Source organism: Phytohabitans maris, assembly GCF_031085175.1.
GTDB lineage: Bacteria > Actinomycetota > Actinomycetes > Mycobacteriales > Micromonosporaceae > Phytohabitans > Phytohabitans maris.
Map to the genome: position 1 here is coordinate 186,889 of NZ_JAVHUY010000003.1, position 24,805 is coordinate 211,693.

Consider the following 24,805-nt stretch of genomic DNA (forward strand, 5'->3'; position numbering starts at 1 on the left):
TCAGACGCCGTAGCCGCCGTCGACGTCGAGCTTCTGGCCGCTGACGAACTTCGCCCGGTCGGAGGCGAGGAAGCAGACCGCCTCGGCGATGTCGGTCGCGGTGCCGAAGCGGCGCAGCGGCGTGTTGCGGCGGGCCGCCTCCAGCGCCGCCTCGTCGATCTCCTTCGACGCGATCAGCCGTACGGCCATGCCGTCGGTGAGCATGCCGGGACCGACGCAGTTGGCCCGCACCCCGTACCGGCCCTCCTCGACGGCGATCCCCCGCACCAGCGCCTCCACCGCTCCCTTCGGCACCGCGGAGAGCCCGTCCCGCACCGGGTACCGGGTGGTGGCGGCCGTGGTCACCGCGACGATGTTGCCGCCCGAGCCGCGCAGCCAGGGCAGCGCGGCCCGGGTCAGGTGGAAGAAGGCGAGCACGTCGTTGCCGATCTGGTCGGCGAACTGCTCGGCCTCGACCCGGCTCAGGTGGGTCATCGGCACGTGCGGCCCGGAGGCGTACACCACCGTGTGGATGCCGCCCTCCTCCCGCCCCACCTCGTCGAGCAGGCTCCGGGTGGCCGCCGCGTCGGTGAGGTCGAGCCGCCGGGGCAGCGCGTCCGGGCCGGCGGTGGCGGCGATCTCGCGCGCGGCGGCCTCGTTCGAGCGGTAGGTGAACATCACCCGCGAGCCGCGCTCGACCAGCGTCCGCACCACCGCCTCGCCGAGCCCGCCGCTGCCGCCGGTGACCACCGCGACGCCGGCGCGGTCCGCGAAGTCCTTCATTCCCTTGCCTCCTGTGCCTGCGGGGACGCTCCGGCCGCCGAAGACGGCCCGGCTTTCCAGAATGACTGCCAGCTCTGCCACCGGTACGGCACGGTGCCGGCGCCGGTGTCGCGTTCGGGCCAGTCCGCGGCCGGAAGGCCGTTGGGGCGCCGGCCCTGCTCGACGCCGTAGAAGAGCTCGTGGCGCCGGCCGGCGAAGTACCAGCGGCCGCCGCGGCGCACGTACCGGTCGCCGTAGTGCACCGCCTGCGACACCCAGCGGCCCGGGCCCACCTCCAGCTCGGCGCGGGCGTACACGGTGCCGCGCGCGTCGTCCGGGCCGGTCAGGTCGACGACGTGCGTGCCCACGTGCAGGACGGTCACGCCCAGGCGCCGCAGCGGCGCGTCGAAGTACGCCTCCCGCAGCCCGGACCGGACCTCCGCGGCGAAGAGCCCGACCAGCGCGTCGACGTCGCGGGCGTCCAGCGCGACCGCGTACCGGCTGACCAGCTGCCGGATCTGCGCCACCGCCTCCAGCCGCGCGAGCCGTGCCGCGAGGTCATCCAACGCCGGCATCCGACCAGAACCGGTCCCACGTCGGCCACGCCTCGGGCAGCGTCGCCCGCGTGATCATCGGGTTGTCCGGGAAGTGGAACCGGTCACCGCCGGGGCGTTCGAGGACGTCGGCCGCGTAGAACGCCTTGGGCCGGCGGCTGGCGAAGTACCAGGTGCCGTCCCGCCGCTCGTAGCGGTCGAGGTAGGCCATCGGCATGACGATCCAGAGGTCGCCCACCTCGTGCTCGGGTCTACAGTAGACGATGCCGGTGGCCGTGTCCGGGCCGTCGAAGTCGATGCGGTGGTTGCCGATCAGGTGGAAGGTGAGCCGGTACGGGCGCAGGATCCGGTCGAAGAACGCGCGCAGCTCGGCCCGGCCGGTGCGCCCCTCGCCGACCCGCACGTCCTCGACGAAGAGGTCGGCCATCGCCGCCACGTCACGCGAGTCCAGCGCGACCGCGTACCTGGCGGCGAGCTGCCGGATCGCCTCCGTCGACTCCAGCCGGTCGACCCGGGCCGCGAGCTCGTCCACACCGTCCATCTAGGACGCTTCCGCTTCGGCCACCTGGCGGCGCCAGTCCGCATAGGACGGTGAGTGGCTGGTGAGCCCGCCGTCGGCGACGAGCACCTGGCCGGTCACGTACCGGGCGGCGTCGGAGGCGAGGAAGACCACCGTCTCGGCGACCTCCTCCGGCGTGCTCCTGGAGGGGAGCAGCAGGTGCGACTCCTGGATCCGGCGGTCCGCCTCGCTCAGCATGGCGGTGGCGGCCGGCGACATGATGAGCCCGGGCGCGACCGCGTTGCAGCGCACCCGCCGCTGCCCGTACGTGGTGGCCACGTTGCGGGTCAGGCCGATGACTCCCGCCTTCGCGGCCGCGTACGCCGGACCGACCCAGCGGCCGCGGAGCGCGGCGACCGAGGAGACGTTGACGATCGCGCCGCCGCCCCCGGCGACCAGGTGCGGGATCGCGAAGCGGCAGCCGAGCATCACGCCGAACAGGTCGACCGCGAGCGACCGTTCCCAGACGCCGAGGTCGACGTCCACGACGGTGGTGTCCCGGCCGAGCACGTCCGGTCCGAGCGCGGCGGCGCAGTTGACCAGCACGTCGAGGCGGCCGAAGTCGGCGACCGCGCGCTCGACCATCGCGGCGGCGTCCGCGGGGTCGGAGACGTCGGTACGCACGGCGACCGCCCGTCCCCCGCCGGCGGTGATCTCCTTGACCACCCCGGCCGCCCGGTCCTGCGCGACGTCGGCGATGACCACCGCCGCGCCCCGACCGGCCATGATCTTCGCGGTCGCCTCGCCGGCGCCGGAGGCGCCGCCGGTCACGACCGCGACCTTGCCGTCGAAGTCACCCATCATCGTGTCCCTTCCTTCGCGGTGACCGGCTCCGCCGCGGCGGTGGAGCCCGGGCGCGCGGCCGGCAGCGCTTCCGCGATCCGGCGCCACTGGTCGAGTGCCGGTGCCGTCGGGTCGGCCGAGAGCGCGTGCAGCGTCACGTGGTCCGCGCCGGCCGCGATGTGCTCCGCGACCCTCGCGACCACCCGTTCCGGGTCGCCCCAGGCGACGAGCGCGTCGACCAGCCGGTCGCTGCCGCCGCCGGCGAGGTCGCCCTCGCCGAAGCCGAGCCGGCGCAGGTTGTTGGCGTAGTTCGGCAGGTCGAACAGGTACGCCAGGCGCCCCCTGGCGAGGGACCGGGCCCGGCCGGGATCGGTCTCCAGCAGCACCTTCTGCTCCGGGGCGAGCAGCGCGTCCGGCCCGAGCAGCGCGCGGGCGCGGGCGGTGTGCTCGGGCGTCACCAGGTACGGGTGGGCGCCCGCGGTGCGCTCCCGGGCCAGCTCCAGCATCCTCGCGCCGAGCGCGCCGAGCAGCCGGTCGGCCGGCCAGGTGACCCGGGCCTCCGCCTCGATCCGGTCGAGGAACTCGCGCATCGCCCGCAGCGGGGCCGCGTACCGGTCGACCGCCGGCCCGTGGCTGACGCCGAGCCCGAGCAGGAACCGGCCGGGGTACTTCGCGGCCACCACGTCGTGTGCCGCGGCGACCTCGGCCGGGTCGTGCATCCAGATGTTGAGCACGCCGACCGCGACGGTGACCCGCCCGGTGGCGGCGAGCAGCCGCTCGGCGGGGCCGAAGACGTCGCCGCCCATCTCGCCGGGGAGCCACAGCGCGGCGTACCCCAGCTCCTCCAGCTCGGCTCCCACCTCGGCCAGCCGCGCGGCGTCGAGCTGCCGGAACGCCCGGGACCAGAGCCCCACCCCGCGGAGCGTCACGCGACGCCTCCGACGAGGGGGTAGTGGCAGGCGACCGCGCGCCCGTGGCCGAACGTGCGCAGCCGGGGCTCCTCGTCGGCGCAGCGCTGGGTGGCCAGCGGGCAGCGGGTGCGAAACCGGCAGCCGCTCGGCGGGTCCAGCGGCGACGGCAGCTCACCGGTGATCTCGTCGGGCGGGATCGGCGCGTCCGGGTCCGGCTCCGGCACGGCCGCGCCGAGGAACCGGGTGTACGGGTGGGCCGGCTCGCGGTGCACCTCCTCCACGTCGCCGACCTCGCAGACCTTGCCCAGGTACATCACGAGCATGCGGTCGCTGATGTTCTTGACCACGGCCAGGTCGTGCGAGATGAAGACGGTGGCGAGGCCGTACCGCTCGCGGGCGTCGTGCAGCAGGTTGAGGATCTGCGCCTGCACCGATACGTCGAGGGCGGAGACGGGTTCGTCGCAGACCAGCACGGCCGGGTTCAGGGCCAGCGCGCGGGCGATCGCGACCCGCTGGCACTGCCCGCCGGAGAGCTCGTGCGGCCGGCGGTGGCCGACCAGGGCCGGGTCGAGGCCGACCGAGGCGAGCAGCTCGTCCACGGCGCCGGCGGTCATCGGCCGGTTCCACATCGCCGCCCCCTCGGCGACCAGGGCGCGGACGGTACGGCGCGGGTTGAGCGAGGAGACCGCGTCCTGGAAGATCATCTGCATCCGCAGCCGCCGCCGGCGCACCTGCTTCTCCGGCAGGCCGAGCAGCTCCTCCCCCTCCAGCCGCACCGAGCCGCCGCTCGCCGGTACGAGCCGCATGATCGCCCGCGCCGACGTCGACTTGCCGCAGCCGGACTCGCCGACGATGCCGAGCGTCTCGCCGGGCAGCAGGTCGAAGCTGAGCCCGGAGACCGCGTGCACCTCCTGGCCGCGGCCGACCGCGAACCGTACCTCGAGATCCTCGACCGCGAGCACCGGCCGCTCGGCCGCCCGCAGGTGCGCTCCACCAGAACCCGCCATCAGGACGCCATCTCCTCCACGACCGCGGCCACCCCGCTGTCCCGGTTCCGTTCCAGCGCCTCGTCGCCGGCCGGGGTGCCGACCGGGAAGTGGCAGGCGGCCACGTGCCCGCGCGGGCCGGCCGCCACCAGCGGCGGGCGTTCGGCGAGGCAGCGCGGCTGCACCTGCGGGCACCGGGCGGCGAACCGGCACCCCGGTGGCAGGGCGGCCAGGTCGGGCGGGAGCCCGCCGATGACCTCCAGCCGGGTGTGCTTCGGGGCGCCGAGCCGGGGCGCCGAGTTGAGCAGCCCCCGGGTGTACGGGTGCCGGTAGACCCGGAACAGCTCGTGCGGCCGGGCCATCTCCACGACCTCGCCGGCGTACATGACGGCGACCCGGTCGGTCCGCCCGGCCACCACGCCGAGGTCGTGGCTGATCAGCACGACCGACATGCCGCGCTCGGCGACGAGCCGGTCGAGCAGGTTGAGGATCTGCTTCTGCACGGTCACGTCGAGCGCCGTGGTGGGCTCGTCGGCGAGCAGGAGCTTGGGGTTGCAGGAGAGCGCGACCGCGATCGCCATCCGCTGCCGCATGCCGCCGGAGAGCTCGTGCGGGTACTGGTCGATCCGCCGCCGCGGGGCCGGGATGCCGAGCCGCACCAGCAGGTCGAGTGCCGCCTCCCGGGCGTCCCGCCGGGACATGCCGAGGTGGAAGCGCATCGGGTCGGTGATCTGTACCCCGATCCGCTTGACCGGGTTGAGCGAGGTCATCGGGTTCTGGAACACCATGGCGATGTCCCGGCCCCAGAAGTGCCGGCGCCGTTCCCGGGTCATCTCCCGGACGTTCTCGCCGGCGAAGACGACCTGGCCGTCCACTGTGGTCAGCGGGTCGTCGCGGAAGAGGTTCATCAGCGTCCGGACCAGGACCGACTTGCCCGATCCGGACTCGCCGACGATGCCGACCCGCTCGCCGCGGCCGACCGTGAGGGAGACCCCGTCGACGGCACGCACCTGCCCCTTGGGCGTGTCGAACGTGGTGCGCAGCCCGGTCACCTCGACGAGCGGGTCGGTGGTCACCTCTCGATCCACGCCTTCGTGAGGATCAGCGACGACGTGATCGTGGGCTCGATGCCCTTGACGTTCTTGCCCCACACCAGCATCTCCGGGATCGTGGCGTAACCGATGATCGGTAGGTCCTGGTTGATCAGGTTCTGGATCTGGGTCAGCTTCGACTTGACCTCGGTCAGGTCCTTCGCCGCGGCCAGCTCCTGGAGCAGCCCGTCCATCTGCGGGCTCTTGTAGTTGCTGGCGTTCTGCAGCGAGTCCGACTTGAGCGTCTTGGTGATCTCCATCGCCGGCTCCTGCTCGCGGTACGCCGGGCCGCTGGTCGAGATGTCGAAGTTCTTCTCGATGTTCACCTTGCGGGTCTGGTCGGCGATCGTGCCGGTGACGTCGGTGTCGACCTCGAAGCCGACCGCCTCCAGCAGCGCCTCGGTGGCCAGCGCCAGGTTGGAGCGCATCGGCGAGCTGGACGAGACGAGCTTGAGCTTGCCGTCGTAGCCGGCTGCCTTCGCCTCTTCGAGCAGCTGCTTGGCCTTCGCCGGGTCGTACGGCAGGGCCTGCGCGTCCGGCGTGAAGTAGCGCGAGGTCGAGCCGTAGAGCTGCTTGGTCGCGACGCCGGCGCCGTTGTTGACCCGCTGGTTGATCACGTCCGGGTTGATCGCGTACGCGATGGCCTGGCGCACCTTCGGGTCGGCGGTCGGGCGCCCGGCGGCGGTGTTGACCAGCAGCGCCTGGCCGTAGTTGCTCAGCGTCATGAAGCCGGGCCGGCCGGCCTGCAACGCGTCGCGCACCGAGGTCGGCTCGCCGAGGAAGGCGAGGTCGACGGTGCCGGAGTCGAGCGCCTCCAGCTTGGCCTTGTCGCCGACGATCGGTACGAAGCGGAGCGTGTCGATGTTTGGCCGGCCGCCCCAGTAGTCGTCGCGGGCCTTGAGGACGATCTCCTCGCCCGGCGCGTACTTCTCCACCGTGTACGGTCCGGCCCCGATCGGCGCCCGCCCGTACGCCTCACCCTTCGCGTCCGCGTCCGGGTGGGTGATCCAGCCGGGGTTGTAGGCCAGCGCGTACGGGAACGCGGCGAGCGACTTGTTGAGCTTCAGGACCAGGGTGCGCGGGTCCTTCACGGTCATCGTCTGGACGTTCTGCGAGATCGGCCAGCCGGCGCGCCCCTTGGTCGCCATCCGGGTGAGGCTGGTCTTGACCGCCTGCGCGTCCAGCGGCGTGCCGTCGCTGAAGGTCACGTCCGGCCGCAGCGTGAGCGTCCACTCGGTGTTGTCGGCGTTCGGGGTGAGCGACTCGGCGAGCTGCGGCTGGTACTTCCCGGTGATCGGGTCGAAGCGGACCAGCACGTCGAAGATGGCGGTGAGCTCGGTGCCGCCGATGTAGCCGGTGCCGGGCGTGTTGGCCGGGTCGAGGCTGGCCGTCTCGGCGTACACGGCCATCGTCAGCTGGCCGCCCTTGACCGCCGTACCGGTGGCGTCGCCGCCGTTGACGAAGCCCTCTTTGTAGCCGGCCGCGGCCGTGGAGGGCCCGCTCTTCGGCTCGCCGCCGTCGGAGGAGTCACCGCAGGCCGCGGTGGCCAGCAGCCCGGCCGAGAGCAGCACCGCGAGGGCGGTGCGGGCGCGTATCTTCCTTGTCGATCTGCCGTTCAATGGGGTGATCCTTCCTGGAATGTGCCGGCCGGGACGGGATGGTGGCCAGCCGCGCGCCGGGTTCGGCGCGGCCCGGCGGGAGTGCTTACAAGCGGCTGCGGCGGGGATCCCACCGGGATTGGAGACGTTCGCCGATGAGGTTGAAGGCGAAGACGGTCAGGAACAGCGCGGCGCCGGGCACCAGCACGACGTGCGGGTGCTGCTCGAACACACCCTGCTGCCCTTCGGCGATCATGTTGCCCCAGGACGGTTCCGGTTGCCTGATGCCGAGGCCGAGGAAGCTGAGCGACGCCTCGGCGACGATGAGCGCGGCGACGACGATCATCGAGTACGAGATGAGACTGGGCAGGACGTTGGGGAGCAGCTCGCGGAGGAAGACGCGGGTGTGCGTGGCCCCCATGGAGCGGGCCGCCTCGACGAACTCGCGCTCGGCCACCTGCATGCTGACCGCGCGGGCCAGCCGTACGTTGAGCGGCACGGCGAGGATCGACAGTCCAAGCAGGAGGGTGCTGACGCTCGGCTCGAGGTTGGTCGCCAGCGCCAGCAGCAGGACCAGCGGCGGGAAGGCGAGCAGCGCGTTGACCAGCGTGCCGATCACCCGGTCGGTGAGGCCGCGCCGGTAGCCGGCGACGACCCCGATCGTGCCGCCGACCACGAGGCCGACGGCGACCGCGATCACCGAGATGGTCAGCGACGCGCGGGCGCCGTACACCACCCGGGAGAGCAGGTCGAGGCCGAAGTTGTTGGTACCCAACGGATGCGAGCTGAACAGGTCGGGGCGTGCCATCGACGGCTCGATCAGGCTCGCCGCGGTGTCGCTCGGGTCGGGCAGCGGCAGCAGCGGCGCCAGGGCGGCCGAGCCGACCACGAGGACCAGCCACCCGCACAGCACCCAGAACAGCACGTCGACGCGCGGGCCGGCCGCGAAGCGCAGCAGGTCGCCGAGGCCGCGGTAGGCGACCACCGCGCCGGCCAGCGCGAGCAGCCACGCCACCGGCGACGGCACGCCGCCGAGCCAGCCGCCGGCGCCGGCGAGGAAGGCGAGCAGCCCGGCGGCGAGGAGCACCGCGCCGCGTACGCCGACCGCCACCGGACGCCGCCGGCGCCGCGGTCCGGCCGGCTCACCGACCGCCCGCTCGCGGACGGCATCGAGAACGTCAAGCTCGTTCACGGCGGATCCTCGGGTCGAGCCAGGTGTACGAGATGTCGACGAGCGCGTTGACCGCCACGTAGCCGAAGGCGATCACCAGTACGGCGCCCTGCATGAGGATCACGTCGCCGTCGGAGGCCGCCTTGACGATGAGGCTGCCCAGCCCCGGGAGGCCGAAGAGGGTCTCCACGATGACCGTGCCGCCGAGCAGCCGGCCGAGGCTGACCCCGGCGATGGTGACCATCCCCAGCGACGAGGGCCGCAGCGCCTCGCGCAGCAGCACCCGCGCCCTGGGCATGCCCTTGGCCTTGGCGGCGAGGATGAAGTCCTCGCGCAGGGTGGCGACGAGGTCGTTGCGGAGCAGCCGGGAGTAGATCGCCGCCTCGTTGAGCGCGAGCGTCAGCGCCGGCAGGAACGCGTAGTAGAGGTTCTGCGCCAGCCCCGCGTCGCCGAGCCGCTGCCAGCCGTTGCGCGGGAAGAGCCCGGTCTGGTTGACCAGCAGCATGATGATCAGGAGGCCGAGCAGGAAGCTGGGCACCGAGATCACGCCGAAGACGGTCGCGGTGAGCATCCGGTCGACCCGGCCGCCCGGGTGGGACGCGCAGAACAGGGCGACCGGGATGGCGATCACGACCGCCAGCAGCACGGCGAGGAACGCCAGCTCCGCGCTCACCGGCAGCGCGGTGAGGATGCGGTCCATGACGTCGCCGCCCGGCGGGATCGGCGTGCGGCCGAGGTCGCCGTGGAGGGCGTCCCAGAGCCAGGTGACGTACCGCAGCAGGAACGGCTCGTCGAGCCCCATCTCCTGCCGCAGCGCGGCGTACTCCTCCGGCGGGCGCTCCGGCCCGAGGATGGCGATCGTCGGGTCGCCCGGCAGCAGCGAGGCGAACGAGAACGTCAGGAAGCTCGCCAGCAGCAGCACGACGACCAGCTCGCCGAAGCGGCGCGCGAGATGGCGGACGGTCGGGATGGTGCGGCGGGTGCGCGCTCTCGCCTTGTCGCCGGGACTCTTTCGGGTTCCGGCGAGAGCTGTGTCGGTCACGGCTCACCGCCTCGGCTCGGCGTTTCTGGCAGGTTAAGTGTTGCCACTGTAAGGCGCGTCACGTGGCGAATCAAGCGCTTGTTAGATTGTGGCGAGCCCTTGTCCGAAGGGCCGACGGCCGGCTGTCCGGTCCGTCGACATGCCGGGCCGAGTCGCTCTCGCCGCAACGCGTGCGACGCTATACCAAGCGCTTGCTTTATAGTGACTGGGCGACCTGCTTCCGATTGGGTGGTACTCCATGCCAGATCCGACCGACCGCCGCCAGTTCATCCTCGACACGGCCGCGGAGCTCTTCGCCGGCAAGGGGATCGCCGCGACCACGGTGCGGGAGATCGCGGAGCGGGTCGGGATGCTCTCCGGCAGCCTGTACCACCACTTCGCCTCGAAGGACGCGATCGTCAACGAGATCGTCTCCAGCTACCTCACCGACCTGCAGGCCGGCTACCGGGAGGCGGTGGCGACCCACCCCGGGCCGCGGGAGCGGATCGCGGCGCTGGTGCGGGTCTCGCTGGAGGTGGCGCAGACCCACCCGCACGCGACCGAGATCTACCAGAACGAGTTCAAGAACCTGCGCAAGCTGCCCGGCTTCGAGGACTTCAAGGCGGCCGCCGCCGAGATCCAGCACACCTGGCTGGAGACGCTCGACGACGGCGTACGCCGGGGCGCGCTGCGGGCGGACATCCCGACCCGGGTCTTCTACCGCGTCATGCGCGACTCGCTGTGGCTGTCGGTGCGCTGGTTCCGCAGCGGCCCGGACTACGACACCGAGCGCCTCGCGGACACCTTCGTCACCATCTTCCTCGACGGGTACGCCGGCGCCGGCGACCGCTCCCTGACCGGGTCAGCGGCCGTCGGCTGACGGCGGGATGCGCAGCATCCCCTCCTGCGCGACGAGCGCCACGAGCCGGCCGTCCTCGGCGAAGACGCGGGCGACGCCGAGCCCTCGGCCACCGCCGGCCGACGGCGACTCCTGGTCGCAGAGGAGCCAGCCGTCCGCGCGCAGCGGGCGCAGGTACCACAGGACGTGGTCCAGCGAGGCGGACTCCAGCGCCGGGTCCTCGAAGCCGGCCCGGTGCGGCCGCAGGGCGGCGCCGAGCACGGTGAAGTCGGTCAGGTAGGCCAGCATCGCCTGGTGCAGCAGCGGGTCGTCGGGGAGCTTCGGGTCCACCCGCCACCACCAGCGCGCCGGCATCGGGGCGCCGGCCGCCGAGCGCAGCCCGTCGTCGACGTACCGCAGGTCCAGTCCGGCGAAGCGGCGCCGGTACAGCTCCGGGTCGCGCGGGCTCATCCGGGCCATCAGCGGATGGCCGGACGGGCATCGGCTCGGGTCGCCGGCGTCCGGCATCGGGTCCTGGTGCTCCGGCCACTCCTCGGGCACCTGCGCGGAGACCGTGGCGGAAAAGAGCGTCCGCCCGCGCTGGCGGCCGGTCACCTGGGCGGCGGCGAACGCCCGGCCGTCCTTGACCACCTCGACCGCGTACTCCACCGGCAGCGCCGAGTCGCCCGGGCGCAGGAAGCGCGCGTGGACGCTGTGCACGACCTTGCCGCCGGTGAGGCTGCGCCCGGCCGCCACCACCGCCTGCGCCGCCACGAGCCCGCCGAAGAGGCGCAGGCTCGGCGTGTCCTGCGGGGTACCGCGGAACAGGCCCGGCCCGCACGGCTCCGGCTCGATCAGGTCGGCGACGGTGCCGGGGTTCATCCCGTCGCGCCGGTGGTCCGGTCCACCGGCTGCGGCTCGTCCTCCGGGTACGCGTCCTCGGGCGCCTCGGTGCCGGCGTCCTGGAGGCTCAGCAGCCGGTTGGTGTCCTCGTCCGGGTAGAACCGGGTCGCCCAGCGGCGCAGCGTCCGGAAGCCCTTGGCCTCCGCGGTCGCCAGGCCGGGCGGCTCGGAGTACCGCTGGTGCTCCCAGATCGCCACGTCGGCCAGGAACTGGTTGTTGGCGATGCTGAGCCGACGGTAGAGCTTCTCCGGCAGCTCCGGGCTGTCGTCGCCGGGCAGCCGCTGGAACCACGACGTGGAGCGGATGTCGGAGGTGTCCTCGTCGACCGGGGTCACCGAGACCAGCGAGCGCATGTTGTCGGCGCCCCAGGCGCGGGAGAGGCCGAGGCTGATGCCGACGTTCATCGCCTCGGCGCCGCCCTTGATCTCCGTGCCGGCGCCCTTGACCGCGGAGCCGCGGCTCGGCCGGAACGTCATGTCGAACGCGACGTGGAAGACCCAGTCGTCGAACTCCTGCTTCGTGAAGCGCGGCATCTCGGCCGCCCGGTGCACGAACTTGAAGTGCGCGAAGTCCACGCCGTTCTCGATGACGTACTGCGGGTGCAGCTCCAGCCGCTCGCGGATCAGCGTGCCGACCGGGTACCCCGGGTAGAAGTCGCCGGCGGTCAGCCCGTCGCCGAAGCCGGTGAAGACGTCCGGTACCTCGAAGAGCGGCTCGCGCCCGGCCACGTCGTGCCAGACGAAGGCGCACTCGTTGCGCTCGGCGACCGGCCAGGTGCGGATCCGCCGGGCCTTGTTGGGCCGATCCTGGTACGGGATGCAGGCGTTGCGCCCCTCCCCGTTCCACTCCCAGCCGTGGAACGGGCAGACCAGGTGCTCGCCGCTGACCGTGCCGCCGTACCCGAGGTGCGCCCCGAGGTGCTCGCAGTACGCGTCGAACACGTGCAGCCGCCCGCTCCGCGTGCGGAACGCGACGAGGTCCTGGCCGAAGTACCGCAACGGCTTGACCTCGCCCACGCCGATCTCCTTGGACCAGGCGATCTGGAACCACCCGGTCGGCTTCATCGACAGCGCGATCTTGGCCACGTCTCCTCCGCTCCGCTTGATGCCGCTCGCTCGAGCCGCGCCGGTCAGGCCAGCCGCTCGATGATGGTCACGTTCGCGAGGCCGCCGCCCTCGCACATGGTCTGCAGCCCGTACCGGCCGCCGGTCCGCTCCAGCTCGCCCAGGAGCGAGGTCATGATGCGGGCACCGGTCGCGCCGAGCGGGTGGCCGAGGGCGATGGCGCCGCCGTTGGGGTTGGTCTTCGCCGGGTCGGCGCCGATCTCGGCCAGCCACGCCATCGGTACGCTCGCGAACGCCTCGTTGATCTCGAACACGTCGATGTCGTCGACGGTGAGGCCGGTCCGGTCCAGCGCCCGGCGGGTGGCGGAGATCGGTGCGGTCAGCATGTAGACCGGGTCGTCGCCGCGCACGGTCAGGTGGTGGATCCGCGCCCGGGGCCGCAGGCCGTGCCGTTCGACGGCGGTTTCCGAGGCGACCAGCAGGGCGGCCGCGCCGTCGGAGATCTGGCTGGCCAGCCCGGCGGTGATCCGGCCGCCGGGGAGCACGGGCTGGAGCGCGGCGAGCCGCTCGGCGCTGGTGTCCGCGCGCGGCCCCTCGTCGGCGCTCACCCCCTCGATCGGCAGGATCTGCGCCGCGAACCGGCCGCCGTCCCGCGCGGCCACCGCGCGCCGGTGGCTCTCCAGCGCGTACTGCTCCATCGCGTCGCGGGTCAGCCCCCACTTCTCCGCGACGAGCTCGGCGCTGCGCAGCTGGGAGACCTCGGTGCCGGCGTACCGGGCGGCGAAGCCGCGCGAGCCCTCGAACGGGGACGGCCAGCCGTACTCGGGGACCATGGCGGAGCCGATCGGCACCATGCTCATGTTCTCCACGCCGCCCGCCACGACCAGGTCCATCGTGCCGCTGAGCACCGCCTGGGCGGCGAAGTGCACCGCCTGCTGCGACGAGCCGCACTGCCGGTCGATCGAGACGGCGGGTACCTCCTCGGGCAGGCCGGCGGCGAGCCAGGCGGTACGGGCCACGTTGGCGGTCTGCGGGCCGGCCATGTCGACGCAGCCGAAGACGACGTCGTCCACCAGCCGCGCGTCGAGGCCGACCCGGTCGACCAGCCCGCGCAGCACGTGGGCGCCGAGGTCCGCCGGGTGTACGCCGCGCAGGCCGCCCCGCTTGCGGCCGACCGGGGTGCGGATCGCGTCGACGATGTACGCCTCGGGCATGGCGGTCCCCTTCCGGGATCTTGTCGCAGTGTAGGTCATCAAGCAAGCGCTAGGTAGACAGATGGCCGGGTGGGTCCAGCACGGCCTCGATGCCCGCGCCGCAGAGGCCGCGCAGCGGGGCTCCCCAGAGCGCGGTGTCGACCAGCTCGACCCGGAGCCCGGAGGGCATCAGCAGGTAGCCGGTACGGGCCGCGGCGATCCGCTCGTCGAGGGTGCGCGGGGCGGCGTCCGGCGCGGGCAGCGTCTCGATCGCCGCCCCGCCGGCGACCAGCTCCGCGATGGCGGCCGGGACGTCCGGGCACCAGTACGCCACGTGGCTCAGCGCGGCGCCGCTCCGCAGCAGCCGCCACTGCGGTCCCCGGTGCGGGTCGTCGCCGGCGCCGACGAGCTCGATCGCGCCGCCGCCGGGGAGCCGGCCGAACGCCAGCGCGAGCCGCTGCCGCACCACCCGGCCGGCCGCGTGGTCGTACGTGACGAAGTCGCGGGGCGCGGTCACCGTCCACGGCCCGACGCCGAACCGCTCGTGCTCGGCCATCGCCGCCCGCAGGTCGGCCACCGCTCCCCCGACGTGCATGACCGCGAACCGCACGGCGGTTCAGCCCAGCCGGACCACGGCCCGCGCCGCGGCGACCACCGGCGCGCCGTCGACGCTCGCCTCCAGGGCGACCGCCACCCGGTTGCCGTCGAGCTTCTCCTCCACCCGGCCGCGCACCACGATCCGGGCGCCGCCCTCGTCCGGCACGGCGACCGGGCGGGAGAAGCGCAGCCGGTACTCGGTGACCGCGCCCGGGTCGCCGGTCCAGTCGGTGACCAGCCGGGCGACCTGGGCCATGGTGAGCATCCCGTGGGCGATGACGTCGGGCAGGCCGGCCGCCTTCGCCGCGCGCTCGTTCCAGTGGATGACGTTGAAGTCGCCGGAGGCGCCCGCGTACCGGACCAGCGCCTCCCGGGTCAGCGGGTACGCGGTCTGCGGCAGCTCGGCCCCGACCGCCACGTCCGCGAAGGCCGGCGCGGTCATGCCGGCACCTCGACGGCGGCGGTGCCGCGGCTCATCAGCACGTTGGTCGCGGTGCAGACCAGCTCCCCGCCGGCGGCCCGGATCTCGGTGACCGTGGTGAGCCGCTCGTGCGGCCCGGCGTCCCGGATGTCGGTGATCCGCGACGAGACGCTGAGCACGTCGCCGGCGCGGATCGGCCGGTGGTGGGTGAACTCCTGGGACCCGTGGACCACGCGCTCGTACCGCATGCCCAGCTCCGGGTCGAAGATCGGGTTCTCCCCGCTGCGGCCGGTGAGCACCACGGCGAACGTGGGCGGGGCGATGACGTCGGGGTACCCGAGCGCGCGGGCCGCCTCCCGGGACAGGTACGCCGGGTGCGGGTCGCCGATCGCCTCGGCGAACTCGCGGATCTTCTCCCGGCTCACCTCGTACGGCTCCGGGGCGGCGAACGTCCGTCCGACGAACGCGCGGTTGAGGGGCATGGCGTCTCCTAGGCCAGCATCTCGCGGAGGAGATGCCTCATGATCTTTCCGGTGTCGGTGCGCGGCAGGGCGTCGGTGAACGCGAGGCGCTCGGGCACCTTCTGGATCGACAGCCCCTTGCCGAGCAGGAAGTCGCGCACGTCCGCGAGGGAGAGCGGGTACGCGTCCGGCGCGAGCACGGCGACCGCGCAGCACATCTCGCCCACCACCGGGTCGGGCATACCGACCACGGCGACGTCCACGATGGACGGATGCAGGCTCAGCAGCTCCTGTACCTCCTGGGAGCTGATGTTCTCGCCCTTGCGGATGATGATGTCCTTGAGCCGCCCGGTGATCCGCAGGTTGCCCTCGGCGTCCAGGCTGCCGAGGTCGCCGGTGTGGAAGAACCCGTCCCGGTCGAACGCGGTGTCCAGCGCCGGGTCCACGTACCCGAGCATCATCTGCGGGCCGCGGGCGCAGACCTCGCCGCTCTCGCCGGTGCCGGCGAGCGAGCCGTCGGCCCGGACGATCCGGATCTCGGTCGTGTCGTACGGCCGGCCCTCGGTCTCGGCGAGCACGCGGTCCGGGTCGCCGACGCTGGGTATGGTCAGCGGCCCGGTCTCGGTCGAGCCGTACCCGGAGATCACGCCGACCCCGCCGAACGCGGCCTTGAGCCGGTGGTGCAGGTCGAGGCTGCGGGTGGCGCCGCCGCCGGGGAACGCCCGCACCCGCGGGAAGATCGGCACCGGCGAGGCGAGCTGCGCCTTGAGGTACGCCTCGTGGAACGGTGTCGTGGTGCCGGCGATGGTCACGCCCTCCCGGCTGAGCGCCGCGATGGCGTCGTCGTTGAAGCGCTCGGTGAGGATGTTGGCGCAGCCGGCGAGGAGGCTGATGACAAACCAGGTCATCCCGCCGATGTGGGCGAACGGCGAGACCATCGCCACCCGGTCGTCCGGCACGAGCTCCAGCCGCCCGATCAGGTTGCGCCCCATGGTGAGCACGCTGCCGTCGGTGTGCCGGGCGCCCTTCGGGTCGGAGGTCGAACCGGAGGAGTAGAGCACCCAGCGCACCGGGTAGCCGGCGAACGTCGCCGGCGGCGCGGGCGGCGGCGGCAGGGTGGCCGGGTCGGCGCGGGGCAGCCGGTCGGTCAGGACGAGCACGTCCATCCCCGGGTCGCGGGCGGCCAGGTCGCGCGCCATCGCCGCGTGGTCGTGGCCGCGCAGCACGTCGGGTACGACCAGCAGCCGGGTGCGCAGCTGGGCGACCATGAAGCCGACCTCGCGCTCCCGGCTGATCGGGACGATCGGGTTCTGCGGCGCGCCCAGCCGGGTCAGCGCCGCCATCAGGATCACCGACTCGATCCGGGTGGGCAGCTGCCAGGAGACGACCGTGCCCTCCCCCACGCCCCGGGCGGCGAGGGCGGCGGCGACCGCCTCGGCCTCGACGCGCAGCTCGCCGAAGGTGAGGCGGCGGCCGTGCTCGTCCACCGCGGTCAGCCCGTCCGGCGTCGCCTCCGCCCGGCGGCGCAGGACCTCCCAGACCGTCTCGTACCGTTCAGCCATGCGCCGTCACCAGGGCCGCGCGTTGCCGCCGTTGGCGCGGAACGTGTTGCCGGTGGCGAACCGGGACGCCGGCGAGACCAGGTAGAGGATCAGGTACGCCTGGTCGATCGGCTCGCCCATCAGCCCGAGCGGCGAGGTCGCCCTCATCGCCGCCAGGTAGCGTTCCAGCCGCTCCGGATCGGGCTCGCCGGCCTCGTTGAACCGGTGCCGGTCGATGAACGCGCTGTCCGTGGAGCCGGGCGCCAGCGTGTTGACCCGGATGCCGTGCGGTCCGCCCTCCGCGGCGAGCACGCGGCTGAGCATGGTGACGGCCGCCTTCGTCATGCCGTACACGGAGTAGCCCTGGAACGGCAGGTCGATGATGGACGAGGCGACGTTGACGATGCTCCCGGAGCCCTGCGGCACCATCACCCGCATCGCCGCCTGGCAGCCGAAGAAGGTGCCCTTCAGGTTGATCGCGATCAGCCGGTCGAGGTCCTCCTCGGTCACGTCCACGACCTCCGCGCTGTGCGGTACGCCGGCGACGTTGCACATCGCGTCGAGCCGGCCGAACTCGGCGACCGCGAAGTCGACCAGCGCGTCCACCGACGCCTTCTGGCTGACGTCGACGCGGCGGGCCTTCGCGGTGCCGCCCGCGGCGGTGATCGCGGCGACGGTCTCGTCGGCCCGGGACGTGTCGATGTCGCCGACCACGACGCTGGCGCCGGCCTCGGCCAGCACCTCGCTGGACGCGCGCCCCATCCCGCTGCCGCCGCCGGTGACGACGGCGACCGTGCCGGACAGGTCGAACGCGCTGTCTAGATAGCCCACTCTCGTTTCCCTCTCAAATCCAGACGAACGCATCAGATCCAGATGAACGCATCAATCCCGACGGCGGATCAGGTCCAGACGACGCTCTGCATCTCGGTGTAGGCGTCGAGCGCGAACGAGCCGCCGTCGCGGCCGAGGCCGCTGCGCTTGAAGCCGCCGAACGGGGCCTCGGGGTGCTGGAGGCTGTTGTTGAGGCTCACGTACCCGGAGCGGAGCTGGGCCGCGAGGTCGTACGCCTTGCCGACGTCCTTGCCGAACACGTAGTTGTGCAGCCCGTACTCGGTGCCGTTGGTGATCTCCACCGCCTCCTCGACGGTGTCGTACGGGATCGCGGTCACGACCGGTCCGAAGACCTCGCGCTGGGCGATCGTCATGCCCGGGTGCGCGTCGGCCACGAGCGTCGGGGCCGCGTAGAAGCCGCGCGGGAGCCCGGGCCGGGTGCCGCCGGCGGCGATCCGGGCGCCTTCGTCCCGCGCCGACTGGGTCAGCGACTCGATCCGCTCCCGCTGCGCCGCGCTGATCACCGGCCCGACGACGGTGTCGGCGTCGAGCGGGTCGCCGACCTTCAGCGAGTTCGCGCGCTCGGCCAGCGCCTCGACCAGCGCGTCGTAGATCGAGCGGTGCACCACCGCGCGGGTCGGCAGGATGCAGCCCTGCCCGGACTGGAACGTCCAGGTGGCGGAGATGCCGGTGACCGCGGTCGGGATGTCGGCGTCGGGCAGGACGATGGCCGCGCCCTTGCCGCCGAGCTCGAGGAAGAGCCGCTTGAGGGTACGGCCGCCGGCCTCGGCGATCTTCATGCCGACGGCGGTACTGCCGGTGAAGCTGACCATGTCCACGTCCGGCGAGTCGACCAGCGCCGCGCCGGTCTCCGGGCCGGCGGAGGTGAGCACGTTGACCACGCCCGGCGGGAAGCCCGCCTCGACCAGGATCTCGCCGAGCGCGAGGCAGGCGAGCGGGTCCTGCGGCGCGGGCTTGACGACCACCGTGTTTCCGGTCGCGAGGGCCGGACCGACCTTGCCGGCCATCCCGCCCATCGGCCAGTTGTACGGGGTCACGCACGCCACCACGCCGACCGGGCGGCGCAGGACGTTGCCGCCGAGCAGGGCGCCCGGCCCGAGGACGGTGGAGGGCATCGCGTGCGGGGCGAGCGGCACGTCGCGCACCTCCAGGGCGCCGCGGGCGTACCGGCGCAGCCGGCCGACCGTACCGGTCACCTGAAACCAGCGGGCCACGTGCATGAGGGCGCCGGTCTCCGCCTGGATCAGCGCGCCGAGCTCGTCGGCCCGGGACTCGACGATGTCGGCGGCCCGGTGGAGCAGCCGGCTGCGCTCCTCGCGGGAGGTCTGCGACCACGCCGGGAACGCCGCCTTGGCCGCCTCGACCGCGGCGGCGACGTCGGCCGGCCCGGCGTCGGGCGCCTCGGCGACGACGTCCTCGGTGGCCGGGTTGACGATGGGGTACGTCCCGGCGGTGGCATACCGCTCGCCCCCGACGAGCACCCGGGAAGGAGCCTCAACAACAGTCATAGGGCCTGGCACCCTTCGAAGGAAAGACCGGAAACCGCAACGCGACCGTAACAAGCGAGCAAGCGCTTGGTCAACGGTTCCGCCCCCGCCGAGTTGATCAGGGAGTTGGTGGAGCGACGCGCCGGCCGACACGCCCACCGACTCCCTGATCAACGCGGGGATCTTGGCTCGTGACCAAGCGCTTGCTAGGGTCGCTGCCATGGGTGAGTTGCAGGGCAGGGTGGCCGTCGTTACGGGCGCGGGTCGGGGGATCGGGCGGGAGGAGGCGTTGCGGCTCGCCGGCGAGGGTGCCGCCGTCCTGGTCAACGACCTCGGCGGCGACTTCCACGGCGAGGGCGCGGACCGGAGCCCGGCGCAGCAGGTGGTCGACGAGATCGTGGCCGCCGGCGGCCGGGCGGTCGCCAACTACGACGACGTGAGCAGCTGGACCGGTGCCGAGGCGCTCGTCCGGCAGGCGGTCGAGGAGCTCGGCGGGCTGCACATCCTGGTCAACAACGCCGGGATCCTGCGCGACGCGATGAGCTTCAAGATGACCGAGGCGGACTGGGACGCGGTCATCGCCGTACACCTGAAGGGGCACTTCGCGCCCGCCCACTTCGCCGGTATCTACTGGCGGGAGCGGGCCAAGGCGGGGCAGCCAGTGCACGGGCGGATCGTCAACACCACCAGCGACTCCGGCCTGTTCGGCAACCCCGGCCAGGCGAACTACGCGGCCGCCAAGGCCGGGATCGCGTCGATGACGCTGGTCCTCGCCCGCGAGCTCGGGCGGTACGGGGTGACGGTCAACGCGGTCACGCCCCGGGCCCGCACCCGGCTCACCGCGGGCATCGGCTTCGGCGAGGCCCCCGCCGAGGGCTTCGACCGCCTCTCCCCCGCGCACGTCGCCCCGGTGGTCGCCTGGCTCGCCTCGGACGGCGCGGCCGACGTCAACGGGCAGATCTTCATCGTGAACGGGACCGAGATCATGGTGCTCGGCGGCTACCACGTCGAGGGGAGCGTGAGCGGCGGGGAGCAGCCGTGGACGGTGGCCGGACTGACCGCCGCCAAGGGCGCCCTCTTCGCCAAGCGCCCCGCGGGCACGCCGGAGCTCGCGGTACCGGGCTGGTGAGCCGGCCGTGCACCTGACCGCGGACCAGCTCGCGCCGCTCACCGCACGGCTCGACGACGCGCTCGCCGCGCACCTGCCCGGAAACCGGCTGGAGCGCCTCGACCCGCTGCCCGGCGGCGCGTCGAGCCTGACCTTCGTAGCCCGCCTCGCCGGCTCGCCGAGGAGGGCGGGCGGCGACCCGCGGATCGTGGTCAAGGTGGCGCCGCCCGGGCTGGAGCCGGTCCGCAACCGCGACGTGCTGCGCCAGGCCGGGCTGCTGCGCCGGCTCGCCCGGCTCACCGCGCTGCCGGTACCCGAGGTGCTCTTCGAGGTGACCGGCGACGGGCCGGCGCGGCCGCCGTTCTTCGCGATGGGCTTCGTCGAGGGTGAGTCGGTCGAGCCGATCCTGGACCCGGTCGAGCCGCCACCCACCCCGCTGCTCGCCACCCGGTGGCGCAGCGCCGCCGCCCTCCTGGCCGAGCTGCACCGGGCCCGGGCCGAGGACCTGGCCCCCGGCGAGCCCGCCGCCGTCGACCTGGCCGCCGAGGTGGGGCGGTGGGCGCGGGCCCTGGAGAGCGTCCCGGAGCGGATGCGGCCCGGCGCGCGGGAGTGCGGCGCGGCCCTGCTCGCCACCGTGCCGAGCCCGGCCCGGCCGGCCGTGCTGCACGGGGACTTCCGGCTCGGCAACATGCTCTGCCGGGGCGCCAAGGTCGCGGCCGTCATCGACTGGGAGATCTGGTCGATCGGCGACCCGCGGGTCGACCTCGCCTGGACCCGCACGTTCACCCACCCGGACCGGCTGCCGACCGCCGTCCGCGCGGTCGAGGGGCTGCCGACCGCCGACGAGGTGCAGGCGATCTACGAGGGCGCCGCCGGGTCGTACGTCACGGAGATGACCTGGTTCGACGCGCTGGCCCGGTTCAAGCAGGCGGCCGTGACCGCGCTGATCGTCAAGCACAACGCCCGCCGCGCCGTACCCGACCCGTTCCTGGCCGGCGCCGGCCCCGCCGTGGCGCGCTCGATCGCCGACGCCCGCCGCCTGCTCGCCTGAAGGAGACCCACGTGGACCTGCCCGTACCCGAGCACATGCGCCCGCTGCGGGAACGCATGCTCGCGTTCCTCACCGAGCGCGTGTACCCGGTGGAGAAGACCCTCGAGCGGGGCAAGCTCGACCCCGAGGGGGGCGGTACCCTGCGCCGGCTCCAGGACGAGGCGAAGGAGGCGGGGCTCTGGGCGCTCGGCCACCCCACGTCCATGGGCGGCGGCGGCCTCCCCTACCTGGACTACCTGTACGTCAACGAGGTCGTCGGGATGTCCGAGTACGCGATCTACGTCTTCGGCACCCACACGCTGCACGACTGCCTGATGCTCGACCGGTACGCCAGCGAGGAGTGGCGGGACAAGTACCTGCGGCCGATGGCGGACGGCGACATCCCCGGGCCGAGCTTCGGCATGACCGAGCGCGACGTGGCCAGCTCCGACCCGACCCAGCTGCGCACCGCCGCAGTGCTCGACGGCGACGAGTGGGTGATCAACGGGCACAAGTGGTTCACCACGCACGCGCACTCCGCCCGGTACACGGTGGTGATGGCCCGCACCGAGCCGGACGCCCCGCCGCACAAGGCGTTCTCGATGATCATCGTGCCGACCGACACCCCGGGGTACGACATCGTGCGCACGATCCCGGTGATGGGCGAGACCGACGGCGACCACTGCGAGGTGCGGTACGACGACGTGCGGGTGCCGGCCGGCAACCTGCTCGGGGCGCGCGGCGCCGCGTTCGCGATCGCTCAGCAGCGGCTGCTGCCCGGCCGCATCTTCCACGTGATGCGCTTCCTCGGCCAGGCGCAGCGCGCGTTCGACCTGCTCTGCGAGCGGGCCGTGTCGCGGGTCGCGTTCGGCTCCGCGCTCGCCGACAAGCAGCTGATCCAGAAGATGGTCTTCGACTCGGCCGCCGAGATCCAGTCGACCCGGCTGCTGGTGCTGGAGGCGGCGCGGCGGCTCGACGCGGGTGAGGAGCCCCGGGTCGAGGTCGGCATCGCCAAGGTGATGGGCGCCGCGATGCTGCACAACGTCATCGACCGGGCGATCCAGGTGTACGGGAGCATCGGGCTCACCGCCGACCTGCCGCTGGAGCGGATGTACCGGCAGGCCCGCTTCGCCCGCCTCTACGACGGCCCGGACGAGACGCACGTGCAGAACGTCGCCAGGATGCTCCTGCGCCCGTACCGGCCGGCGACACCATGAGCGGGCTCTTCGACCTCACCGGGCGCGTCGCGGTCGTCGTCGGCGGCAGCCGGGGCATGGGGCGCTCGATGTGCCTCGCGCTGGCCGGGGCGGGCGCGGACGTGATGGTGGTGAGCCGGCGGCTGGAGAGCTGCGTGGCGGTCGCCGAGGAGATCGCCGCGACGACCGGCCGGCGGGCCGTCCCGTACGCCTGCCACATCGGCCACTGGGACGAGGCGACCGCGCTCGCCGACGCCGCGTACGAGACGTTCGGCCGAGTCGACGTGCTGGTCAACAACGCCGGCATGTCCCCGGTCTACGACAACGTGGCGGAGGTGAGCGAGGAGCTGTACGACAAGGTCCTCGCGGTCAACCTCAAGGGCCCGTTCCGGCTGACCGCGCTCGTCGGCACCCGGATGGCGGCCGGCGACGGCGGCTCGATCGTCTTCGTCAGCAGCGTCTCGTCGGTGCGCGGCGGCCACGGCGCGATCCCGTACGCGGCCGCCAAGGCGGGGGTCAACTCGCTCGCGGTGCAGTTCGCCCACGAGTTCGGGCCGAAGGTGCGGGTCAACTGCGTCATGCCGGGCGCGTTCCTGACCGACATCGCCAAGCACTGGGACCCGGACGAGTTCGCCCGCAACTCCCAGCGGTACGCGCTGCGCCGCGGCGCCCAGCCCGACGAGATCATGGGCACGATCCTCTACCTCGCCGGCGACGCGTCGAGCTACACGACGGGCGCGGTGATCGAGGTGCACGGCGGGCATCCGTGACCGGTCTTGCCCCGCGCCGATCAGGTCACTAGTCTCAACCTAGCGCTTGCTTGACAGATGGACTGGGAGGCGCCCCATGGACTTCGACCCGCTGGTGGCGAAAGCCACCTCCCCCGAGATGGCGGAGCTCCGCTCCCGCTGCCCGGTCAGCCACACCTCGGCCGGCCGGTGGTTCCTCGCCTCGTACGACGCGGTGCTCGCCGCCACGCAGGACGTCGAGCTGTTTCACGGCACCATGCGCGAGAAGGGCGTCGTGGTGCCGGCCGAGGAGCGGCTGCTCTCCGAGATCCCCGAGCCGCGGCACGGGCAGGTGCGCCGGATCATCAACTCGGCGATCGCCGCGCACCGGCTGCGCACCATCGAGCCGATGTGCCGGCGGCTCTGCGAGGAGCTCCTCGACGACCTGCGCGCCCGGGACGGCGTCGTCGACCTCTACCCGGCGTACATCTCCCCGGTGCCCAACAACGTCATCGCGCACCTGCTCGGCGCCCCGCCGCAGGACTATCCACTGTGGGCGAAGTGGTCGGACGAGGTGCTGGAGGGGACGTACCCGACGCTCAACCGCACCGACCGCGGCGAGGGCTTCGCCGGCGCGCACCCCGAGTTCTGCGCGTACATCGACGCCATCGTCGCGGATCGCCGGGCCAACCCGCGGGACGACTTCCCGACCCGGATGCTCGACCGCGAGCTGGACGGCCGCCCGCTGACCGACCTGGAGGCCCGCACCCAGCTGCTGTTCCTCTTCGTCGCCGGCAACGCGACCACCCGGCACCTCTTCAGCAGCATCATGCACCGGCTCGCCGCCGACCCCGAGCTCTTCGCCACGCTCCGCGCCGACCGCTCGCTGGTACCCGCGATGGTGGAGGAGTGCCTGCGCCTGGACCCGCCGGTGCGGGTGCTGTTTCGGGAGGCGAGCGCGGACGCCGAGTGGCGGGGCCACGAGATCGCGCACGGCGACAAGGTGGACTTCGGCCTGGAGTCGGCCAACCGCGACGAGGGCCGCTTCGAGTGCCCGCACGACCTGCGGCTGGACCGGCCCGAGCCCAAGGCGCACCTCGCCTTCGGCGGCGGTCCGCACGTCTGCCCCGGCGCCACGCTCGCCCGGATGGAGGCCCGCGTCGCGGTGGAGACCCTGCTCGACAAGGTCGTCTCGATGCACATCCCGGCGGGTGAGGAGCTGGAGGGCTCGACGGTCTGGTGGATCGGCGGCGGCCCGGAGCACCTGCCGGTCGTCATCGAGTGGGCCACCGCCGCCGAGCCGGTCGGGTGAGCGCCATGCGGGTCGACGTGGACTTCGACAGCTGCGAGAGCAACGCGCTCTGCGCCGCGGTCGCGCCCGACGTCTTCGAGCTCGACGACGCGGACCAGCTCCACCTCGTCCAGGACAGCCCGCCGGAGCGGACCTGGCCGGAGGTCGAGGAGGCCGCCCGCGCCTGCCCGAAGCGGGCCATCACCCTCACCGCCGACTGAACGCGAGGCCCCACATGAGTCTCCTCTTCACGCCCTCCCACACCGGTGTCTGCGTACGCGACCTCGACAAGGCCATGCGGTTCTATGTGGACGGTCTCGGCTTCGAGGTCGGCCCGAAGTACGACATCGACCGGCCGATCTCGGAGACCAGCGGCGACGTACGGCTGGTCTCGCAGTTCCTCAAGCGCGAGGCGCTGCTGCTGGAGCTGCTGTACTGGATCTCGCCGCAGCCGATCGGCGAGCCCTCCGCCAAGCGGTACCAGCTCGGCCTCACCCACCTGTCGTTCGTCGTGGACGACGTGCACGCGGCCGGCGAGTGGCTGGCCCGGCACGGCGGCACGATCGTCGAGGGGACGTACTCGCACAGCCTCACGCCGAACGAGGTGGAGATCCTCTTCGTCAGCGACCCGGACGGCACGCGTGTCGAGCTGATGCGGCTGCCCAACGGGATGGCCTGAG

At 73.1% G+C, this 24,805-nt stretch carries 27 protein-coding genes; 8 read left to right on the top strand and 19 right to left on the bottom strand.

Annotated elements, in window-relative coordinates; all coding sequences use genetic code 11:
- From RB614_RS04140 to RB614_RS04185, 10 genes are all read right to left on the bottom strand, one after another.
- Entirely contained in the window at window positions 1-762 is a 762-nt protein-coding gene (locus RB614_RS04140; protein WP_308710980.1) for an SDR family NAD(P)-dependent oxidoreductase, read from the bottom strand.
- Window positions 759-1,316 carry a nuclear transport factor 2 family protein gene (locus RB614_RS04145; protein ID WP_308710981.1) on the bottom strand — a complete coding sequence of 186 codons (558 nt, stop codon included), beginning with the start codon at window positions 1,314-1,316 and terminating at the stop codon, window positions 759-761. The genes RB614_RS04140 and RB614_RS04145 overlap by 4 nt, the downstream gene beginning before the upstream one ends.
- Window positions 1,300-1,836: a nuclear transport factor 2 family protein gene (locus RB614_RS04150; protein WP_308710982.1), complete on the bottom strand. Its 537-nt coding sequence runs from the start codon at window positions 1,834-1,836 to the stop codon at window positions 1,300-1,302. The genes RB614_RS04145 and RB614_RS04150 overlap by 17 nt, the downstream gene beginning before the upstream one ends.
- Entirely contained in the window at window positions 1,837-2,655 is an 819-nt protein-coding gene (locus tag RB614_RS04155) for an SDR family NAD(P)-dependent oxidoreductase (RefSeq protein ID WP_308710983.1), read from the bottom strand.
- Window positions 2,655-3,566, bottom strand: a complete 912-nt coding sequence (locus tag RB614_RS04160; protein WP_308710984.1) for a TIGR03620 family F420-dependent LLM class oxidoreductase — start codon at window positions 3,564-3,566, stop codon at window positions 2,655-2,657. The genes RB614_RS04155 and RB614_RS04160 overlap by 1 nt, the downstream gene beginning before the upstream one ends.
- Window positions 3,563-4,555, bottom strand: a complete 993-nt coding sequence (locus tag RB614_RS04165; RefSeq protein ID WP_308710985.1) for an ABC transporter ATP-binding protein — start codon at window positions 4,553-4,555, stop codon at window positions 3,563-3,565. Before RB614_RS04165 ends, RB614_RS04160 begins: the two co-directional genes overlap by 4 nt.
- The gene (locus RB614_RS04170) at window positions 4,555-5,610 is read right to left on the bottom strand and encodes an ABC transporter ATP-binding protein (protein WP_308710986.1); all 1,056 of its coding nucleotides are present in this window, start codon (window positions 5,608-5,610) and stop codon (window positions 4,555-4,557) included. Before RB614_RS04170 ends, RB614_RS04165 begins: the two co-directional genes overlap by 1 nt.
- Window positions 5,607-7,244, bottom strand: coding sequence for an ABC transporter substrate-binding protein (locus tag RB614_RS04175; protein ID WP_308710987.1), 1,638 nt, complete (start codon window positions 7,242-7,244; stop codon window positions 5,607-5,609). Before RB614_RS04175 ends, RB614_RS04170 begins: the two co-directional genes overlap by 4 nt.
- Before the next feature lie 85 nt (window positions 7,245-7,329).
- Window positions 7,330-8,415, bottom strand: a complete 1,086-nt coding sequence (locus RB614_RS04180) for an ABC transporter permease (protein ID WP_308710988.1) — start codon at window positions 8,413-8,415, stop codon at window positions 7,330-7,332.
- Window positions 8,402-9,436, bottom strand: a complete 1,035-nt coding sequence (locus tag RB614_RS04185; RefSeq protein ID WP_308710989.1) for an ABC transporter permease — start codon at window positions 9,434-9,436, stop codon at window positions 8,402-8,404. Before RB614_RS04185 ends, RB614_RS04180 begins: the two co-directional genes overlap by 14 nt.
- Before the next feature lie 238 nt (window positions 9,437-9,674).
- Here RB614_RS04185 and RB614_RS04190 point away from each other — a divergent pair, with 238 nt between their 5' ends.
- On the top strand, window positions 9,675-10,295 hold the full coding sequence (locus RB614_RS04190) for a TetR/AcrR family transcriptional regulator (RefSeq protein ID WP_308710990.1): 621 nt from the start codon (window positions 9,675-9,677) through the stop codon (window positions 10,293-10,295).
- On the opposite strand, the gene RB614_RS04195 is transcribed toward RB614_RS04190, so the two are convergent.
- From RB614_RS04195 to RB614_RS04235, 9 genes are all read right to left on the bottom strand, one after another.
- On the bottom strand, window positions 10,278-11,135 hold the full coding sequence (locus RB614_RS04195) for an acyl-CoA thioesterase (protein ID WP_308710991.1): 858 nt from the start codon (window positions 11,133-11,135) through the stop codon (window positions 10,278-10,280). The two genes, RB614_RS04190 and RB614_RS04195, sit on opposite strands and share 18 nt — an antisense overlap.
- On the bottom strand, window positions 11,132-12,241 hold the full coding sequence (locus RB614_RS04200; protein ID WP_308710992.1) for a Rieske 2Fe-2S domain-containing protein: 1,110 nt from the start codon (window positions 12,239-12,241) through the stop codon (window positions 11,132-11,134). Before RB614_RS04200 ends, RB614_RS04195 begins: the two co-directional genes overlap by 4 nt.
- 44 nt (window positions 12,242-12,285) lie before the next feature.
- Window positions 12,286-13,434, bottom strand: coding sequence for an acetyl-CoA C-acetyltransferase (locus RB614_RS04205; RefSeq protein ID WP_308710993.1), 1,149 nt, complete (start codon window positions 13,432-13,434; stop codon window positions 12,286-12,288).
- Between the two features lie 49 nt (window positions 13,435-13,483).
- Window positions 13,484-14,023, bottom strand: coding sequence for a VOC family protein (locus RB614_RS04210; protein WP_308710994.1), 540 nt, complete (start codon window positions 14,021-14,023; stop codon window positions 13,484-13,486).
- A 6-nt stretch (window positions 14,024-14,029) separates the two neighbouring features.
- A complete protein-coding gene (locus RB614_RS04215; RefSeq protein WP_308710995.1) occupies window positions 14,030-14,452 on the bottom strand; it encodes a MaoC/PaaZ C-terminal domain-containing protein in 423 nt (140 codons plus the stop codon).
- A complete protein-coding gene (locus tag RB614_RS04220; protein WP_308710996.1) occupies window positions 14,449-14,913 on the bottom strand; it encodes a MaoC family dehydratase N-terminal domain-containing protein in 465 nt (154 codons plus the stop codon). The genes RB614_RS04215 and RB614_RS04220 overlap by 4 nt, the downstream gene beginning before the upstream one ends.
- Window positions 14,914-14,921: 8 nt before the next feature.
- A complete protein-coding gene (locus tag RB614_RS04225; protein WP_308710997.1) occupies window positions 14,922-16,454 on the bottom strand; it encodes a class I adenylate-forming enzyme family protein in 1,533 nt (510 codons plus the stop codon).
- Between the two features lie 6 nt (window positions 16,455-16,460).
- The gene (locus tag RB614_RS04230) at window positions 16,461-17,264 is read right to left on the bottom strand and encodes an SDR family NAD(P)-dependent oxidoreductase (RefSeq protein WP_308710998.1); all 804 of its coding nucleotides are present in this window, start codon (window positions 17,262-17,264) and stop codon (window positions 16,461-16,463) included.
- 68 nt (window positions 17,265-17,332) lie between these two features.
- Window positions 17,333-18,793 carry an aldehyde dehydrogenase family protein gene (locus RB614_RS04235; RefSeq protein WP_308710999.1) on the bottom strand — a complete coding sequence of 487 codons (1,461 nt, stop codon included), beginning with the start codon at window positions 18,791-18,793 and terminating at the stop codon, window positions 17,333-17,335.
- A gap of 199 nt (window positions 18,794-18,992) precedes the next feature.
- Between RB614_RS04235 and RB614_RS04240 the strand changes: the two genes are divergently transcribed.
- The 7 genes from RB614_RS04240 to RB614_RS04270 all read left to right on the top strand — a co-directional run bounded on the left by RB614_RS04240 (window position 18,993) and on the right by RB614_RS04270 (window position 24,804).
- Window positions 18,993-19,901, top strand: a complete 909-nt coding sequence (locus tag RB614_RS04240) for an SDR family oxidoreductase (RefSeq protein WP_308711000.1) — start codon at window positions 18,993-18,995, stop codon at window positions 19,899-19,901.
- Between the two features lie 7 nt (window positions 19,902-19,908).
- Window positions 19,909-20,931, top strand: a complete 1,023-nt coding sequence (locus RB614_RS04245) for a phosphotransferase family protein (protein WP_308711001.1) — start codon at window positions 19,909-19,911, stop codon at window positions 20,929-20,931.
- 11 nt (window positions 20,932-20,942) lie between these two features.
- Window positions 20,943-22,127, top strand: a complete 1,185-nt coding sequence (locus tag RB614_RS04250; protein ID WP_308711002.1) for an acyl-CoA dehydrogenase family protein — start codon at window positions 20,943-20,945, stop codon at window positions 22,125-22,127.
- A complete protein-coding gene (locus RB614_RS04255; protein WP_308711003.1) occupies window positions 22,124-22,876 on the top strand; it encodes an SDR family NAD(P)-dependent oxidoreductase in 753 nt (250 codons plus the stop codon). The genes RB614_RS04250 and RB614_RS04255 overlap by 4 nt, the downstream gene beginning before the upstream one ends.
- Window positions 22,877-22,952: 76 nt before the next feature.
- The gene (locus RB614_RS04260; RefSeq protein WP_308711004.1) at window positions 22,953-24,146 is read left to right on the top strand and encodes a cytochrome P450; all 1,194 of its coding nucleotides are present in this window, start codon (window positions 22,953-22,955) and stop codon (window positions 24,144-24,146) included.
- Window positions 24,147-24,151: 5 nt separating this feature from the next.
- The gene (locus tag RB614_RS04265; protein WP_308711005.1) at window positions 24,152-24,346 is read left to right on the top strand and encodes a ferredoxin; all 195 of its coding nucleotides are present in this window, start codon (window positions 24,152-24,154) and stop codon (window positions 24,344-24,346) included.
- A 14-nt stretch (window positions 24,347-24,360) separates the two neighbouring features.
- Entirely contained in the window at window positions 24,361-24,804 is a 444-nt protein-coding gene (locus RB614_RS04270) for a VOC family protein (protein ID WP_308711006.1), read from the top strand.
- The last annotated feature ends 1 nt before the right edge of the window (window position 24,805 follow it).

What these genes read in the sequence shown, in the direction of transcription:
- RB614_RS04140 (WP_308710980.1), bottom strand. Translation starts at nt 762, where the DNA reads ATGAAGGACTTCGCGGACCGCGCCGGCGTCGCGGTGGTCACCGGCGGC.
- RB614_RS04145 (WP_308710981.1), bottom strand. Translation starts at nt 1,316, where the DNA reads ATGCCGGCGTTGGATGACCTCGCGGCACGGCTCGCGCGGCTGGAGGCG.
- RB614_RS04150 (WP_308710982.1), bottom strand. Translation starts at nt 1,836, where the DNA reads ATGGACGGTGTGGACGAGCTCGCGGCCCGGGTCGACCGGCTGGAGTCG.
- RB614_RS04155 (WP_308710983.1), bottom strand. Translation starts at nt 2,655, where the DNA reads ATGGGTGACTTCGACGGCAAGGTCGCGGTCGTGACCGGCGGCGCCTCC.
- RB614_RS04165 (WP_308710985.1), bottom strand. Translation starts at nt 4,555, where the DNA reads ATGGCGGGTTCTGGTGGAGCGCACCTGCGGGCGGCCGAGCGGCCGGTG.
- RB614_RS04190 (WP_308710990.1), top strand. Translation starts at nt 9,675, where the DNA reads ATGCCAGATCCGACCGACCGCCGCCAGTTCATCCTCGACACGGCCGCG.
- RB614_RS04195 (WP_308710991.1), bottom strand. Translation starts at nt 11,135, where the DNA reads ATGAACCCCGGCACCGTCGCCGACCTGATCGAGCCGGAGCCGTGCGGG.
- RB614_RS04205 (WP_308710993.1), bottom strand. Translation starts at nt 13,434, where the DNA reads ATGCCCGAGGCGTACATCGTCGACGCGATCCGCACCCCGGTCGGCCGC.
- RB614_RS04215 (WP_308710995.1), bottom strand. Translation starts at nt 14,452, where the DNA reads ATGACCGCGCCGGCCTTCGCGGACGTGGCGGTCGGGGCCGAGCTGCCG.
- RB614_RS04220 (WP_308710996.1), bottom strand. Translation starts at nt 14,913, where the DNA reads ATGCCCCTCAACCGCGCGTTCGTCGGACGGACGTTCGCCGCCCCGGAG.
- RB614_RS04225 (WP_308710997.1), bottom strand. Translation starts at nt 16,454, where the DNA reads ATGGCTGAACGGTACGAGACGGTCTGGGAGGTCCTGCGCCGCCGGGCG.
- RB614_RS04235 (WP_308710999.1), bottom strand. Translation starts at nt 18,793, where the DNA reads ATGACTGTTGTTGAGGCTCCTTCCCGGGTGCTCGTCGGGGGCGAGCGG.
- RB614_RS04240 (WP_308711000.1), top strand. Translation starts at nt 18,993, where the DNA reads ATGGGTGAGTTGCAGGGCAGGGTGGCCGTCGTTACGGGCGCGGGTCGG.
- RB614_RS04255 (WP_308711003.1), top strand. Translation starts at nt 22,124, where the DNA reads ATGAGCGGGCTCTTCGACCTCACCGGGCGCGTCGCGGTCGTCGTCGGC.
- RB614_RS04260 (WP_308711004.1), top strand. Translation starts at nt 22,953, where the DNA reads ATGGACTTCGACCCGCTGGTGGCGAAAGCCACCTCCCCCGAGATGGCG.
- RB614_RS04265 (WP_308711005.1), top strand. Translation starts at nt 24,152, where the DNA reads ATGCGGGTCGACGTGGACTTCGACAGCTGCGAGAGCAACGCGCTCTGC.
- RB614_RS04270 (WP_308711006.1), top strand. Translation starts at nt 24,361, where the DNA reads ATGAGTCTCCTCTTCACGCCCTCCCACACCGGTGTCTGCGTACGCGAC.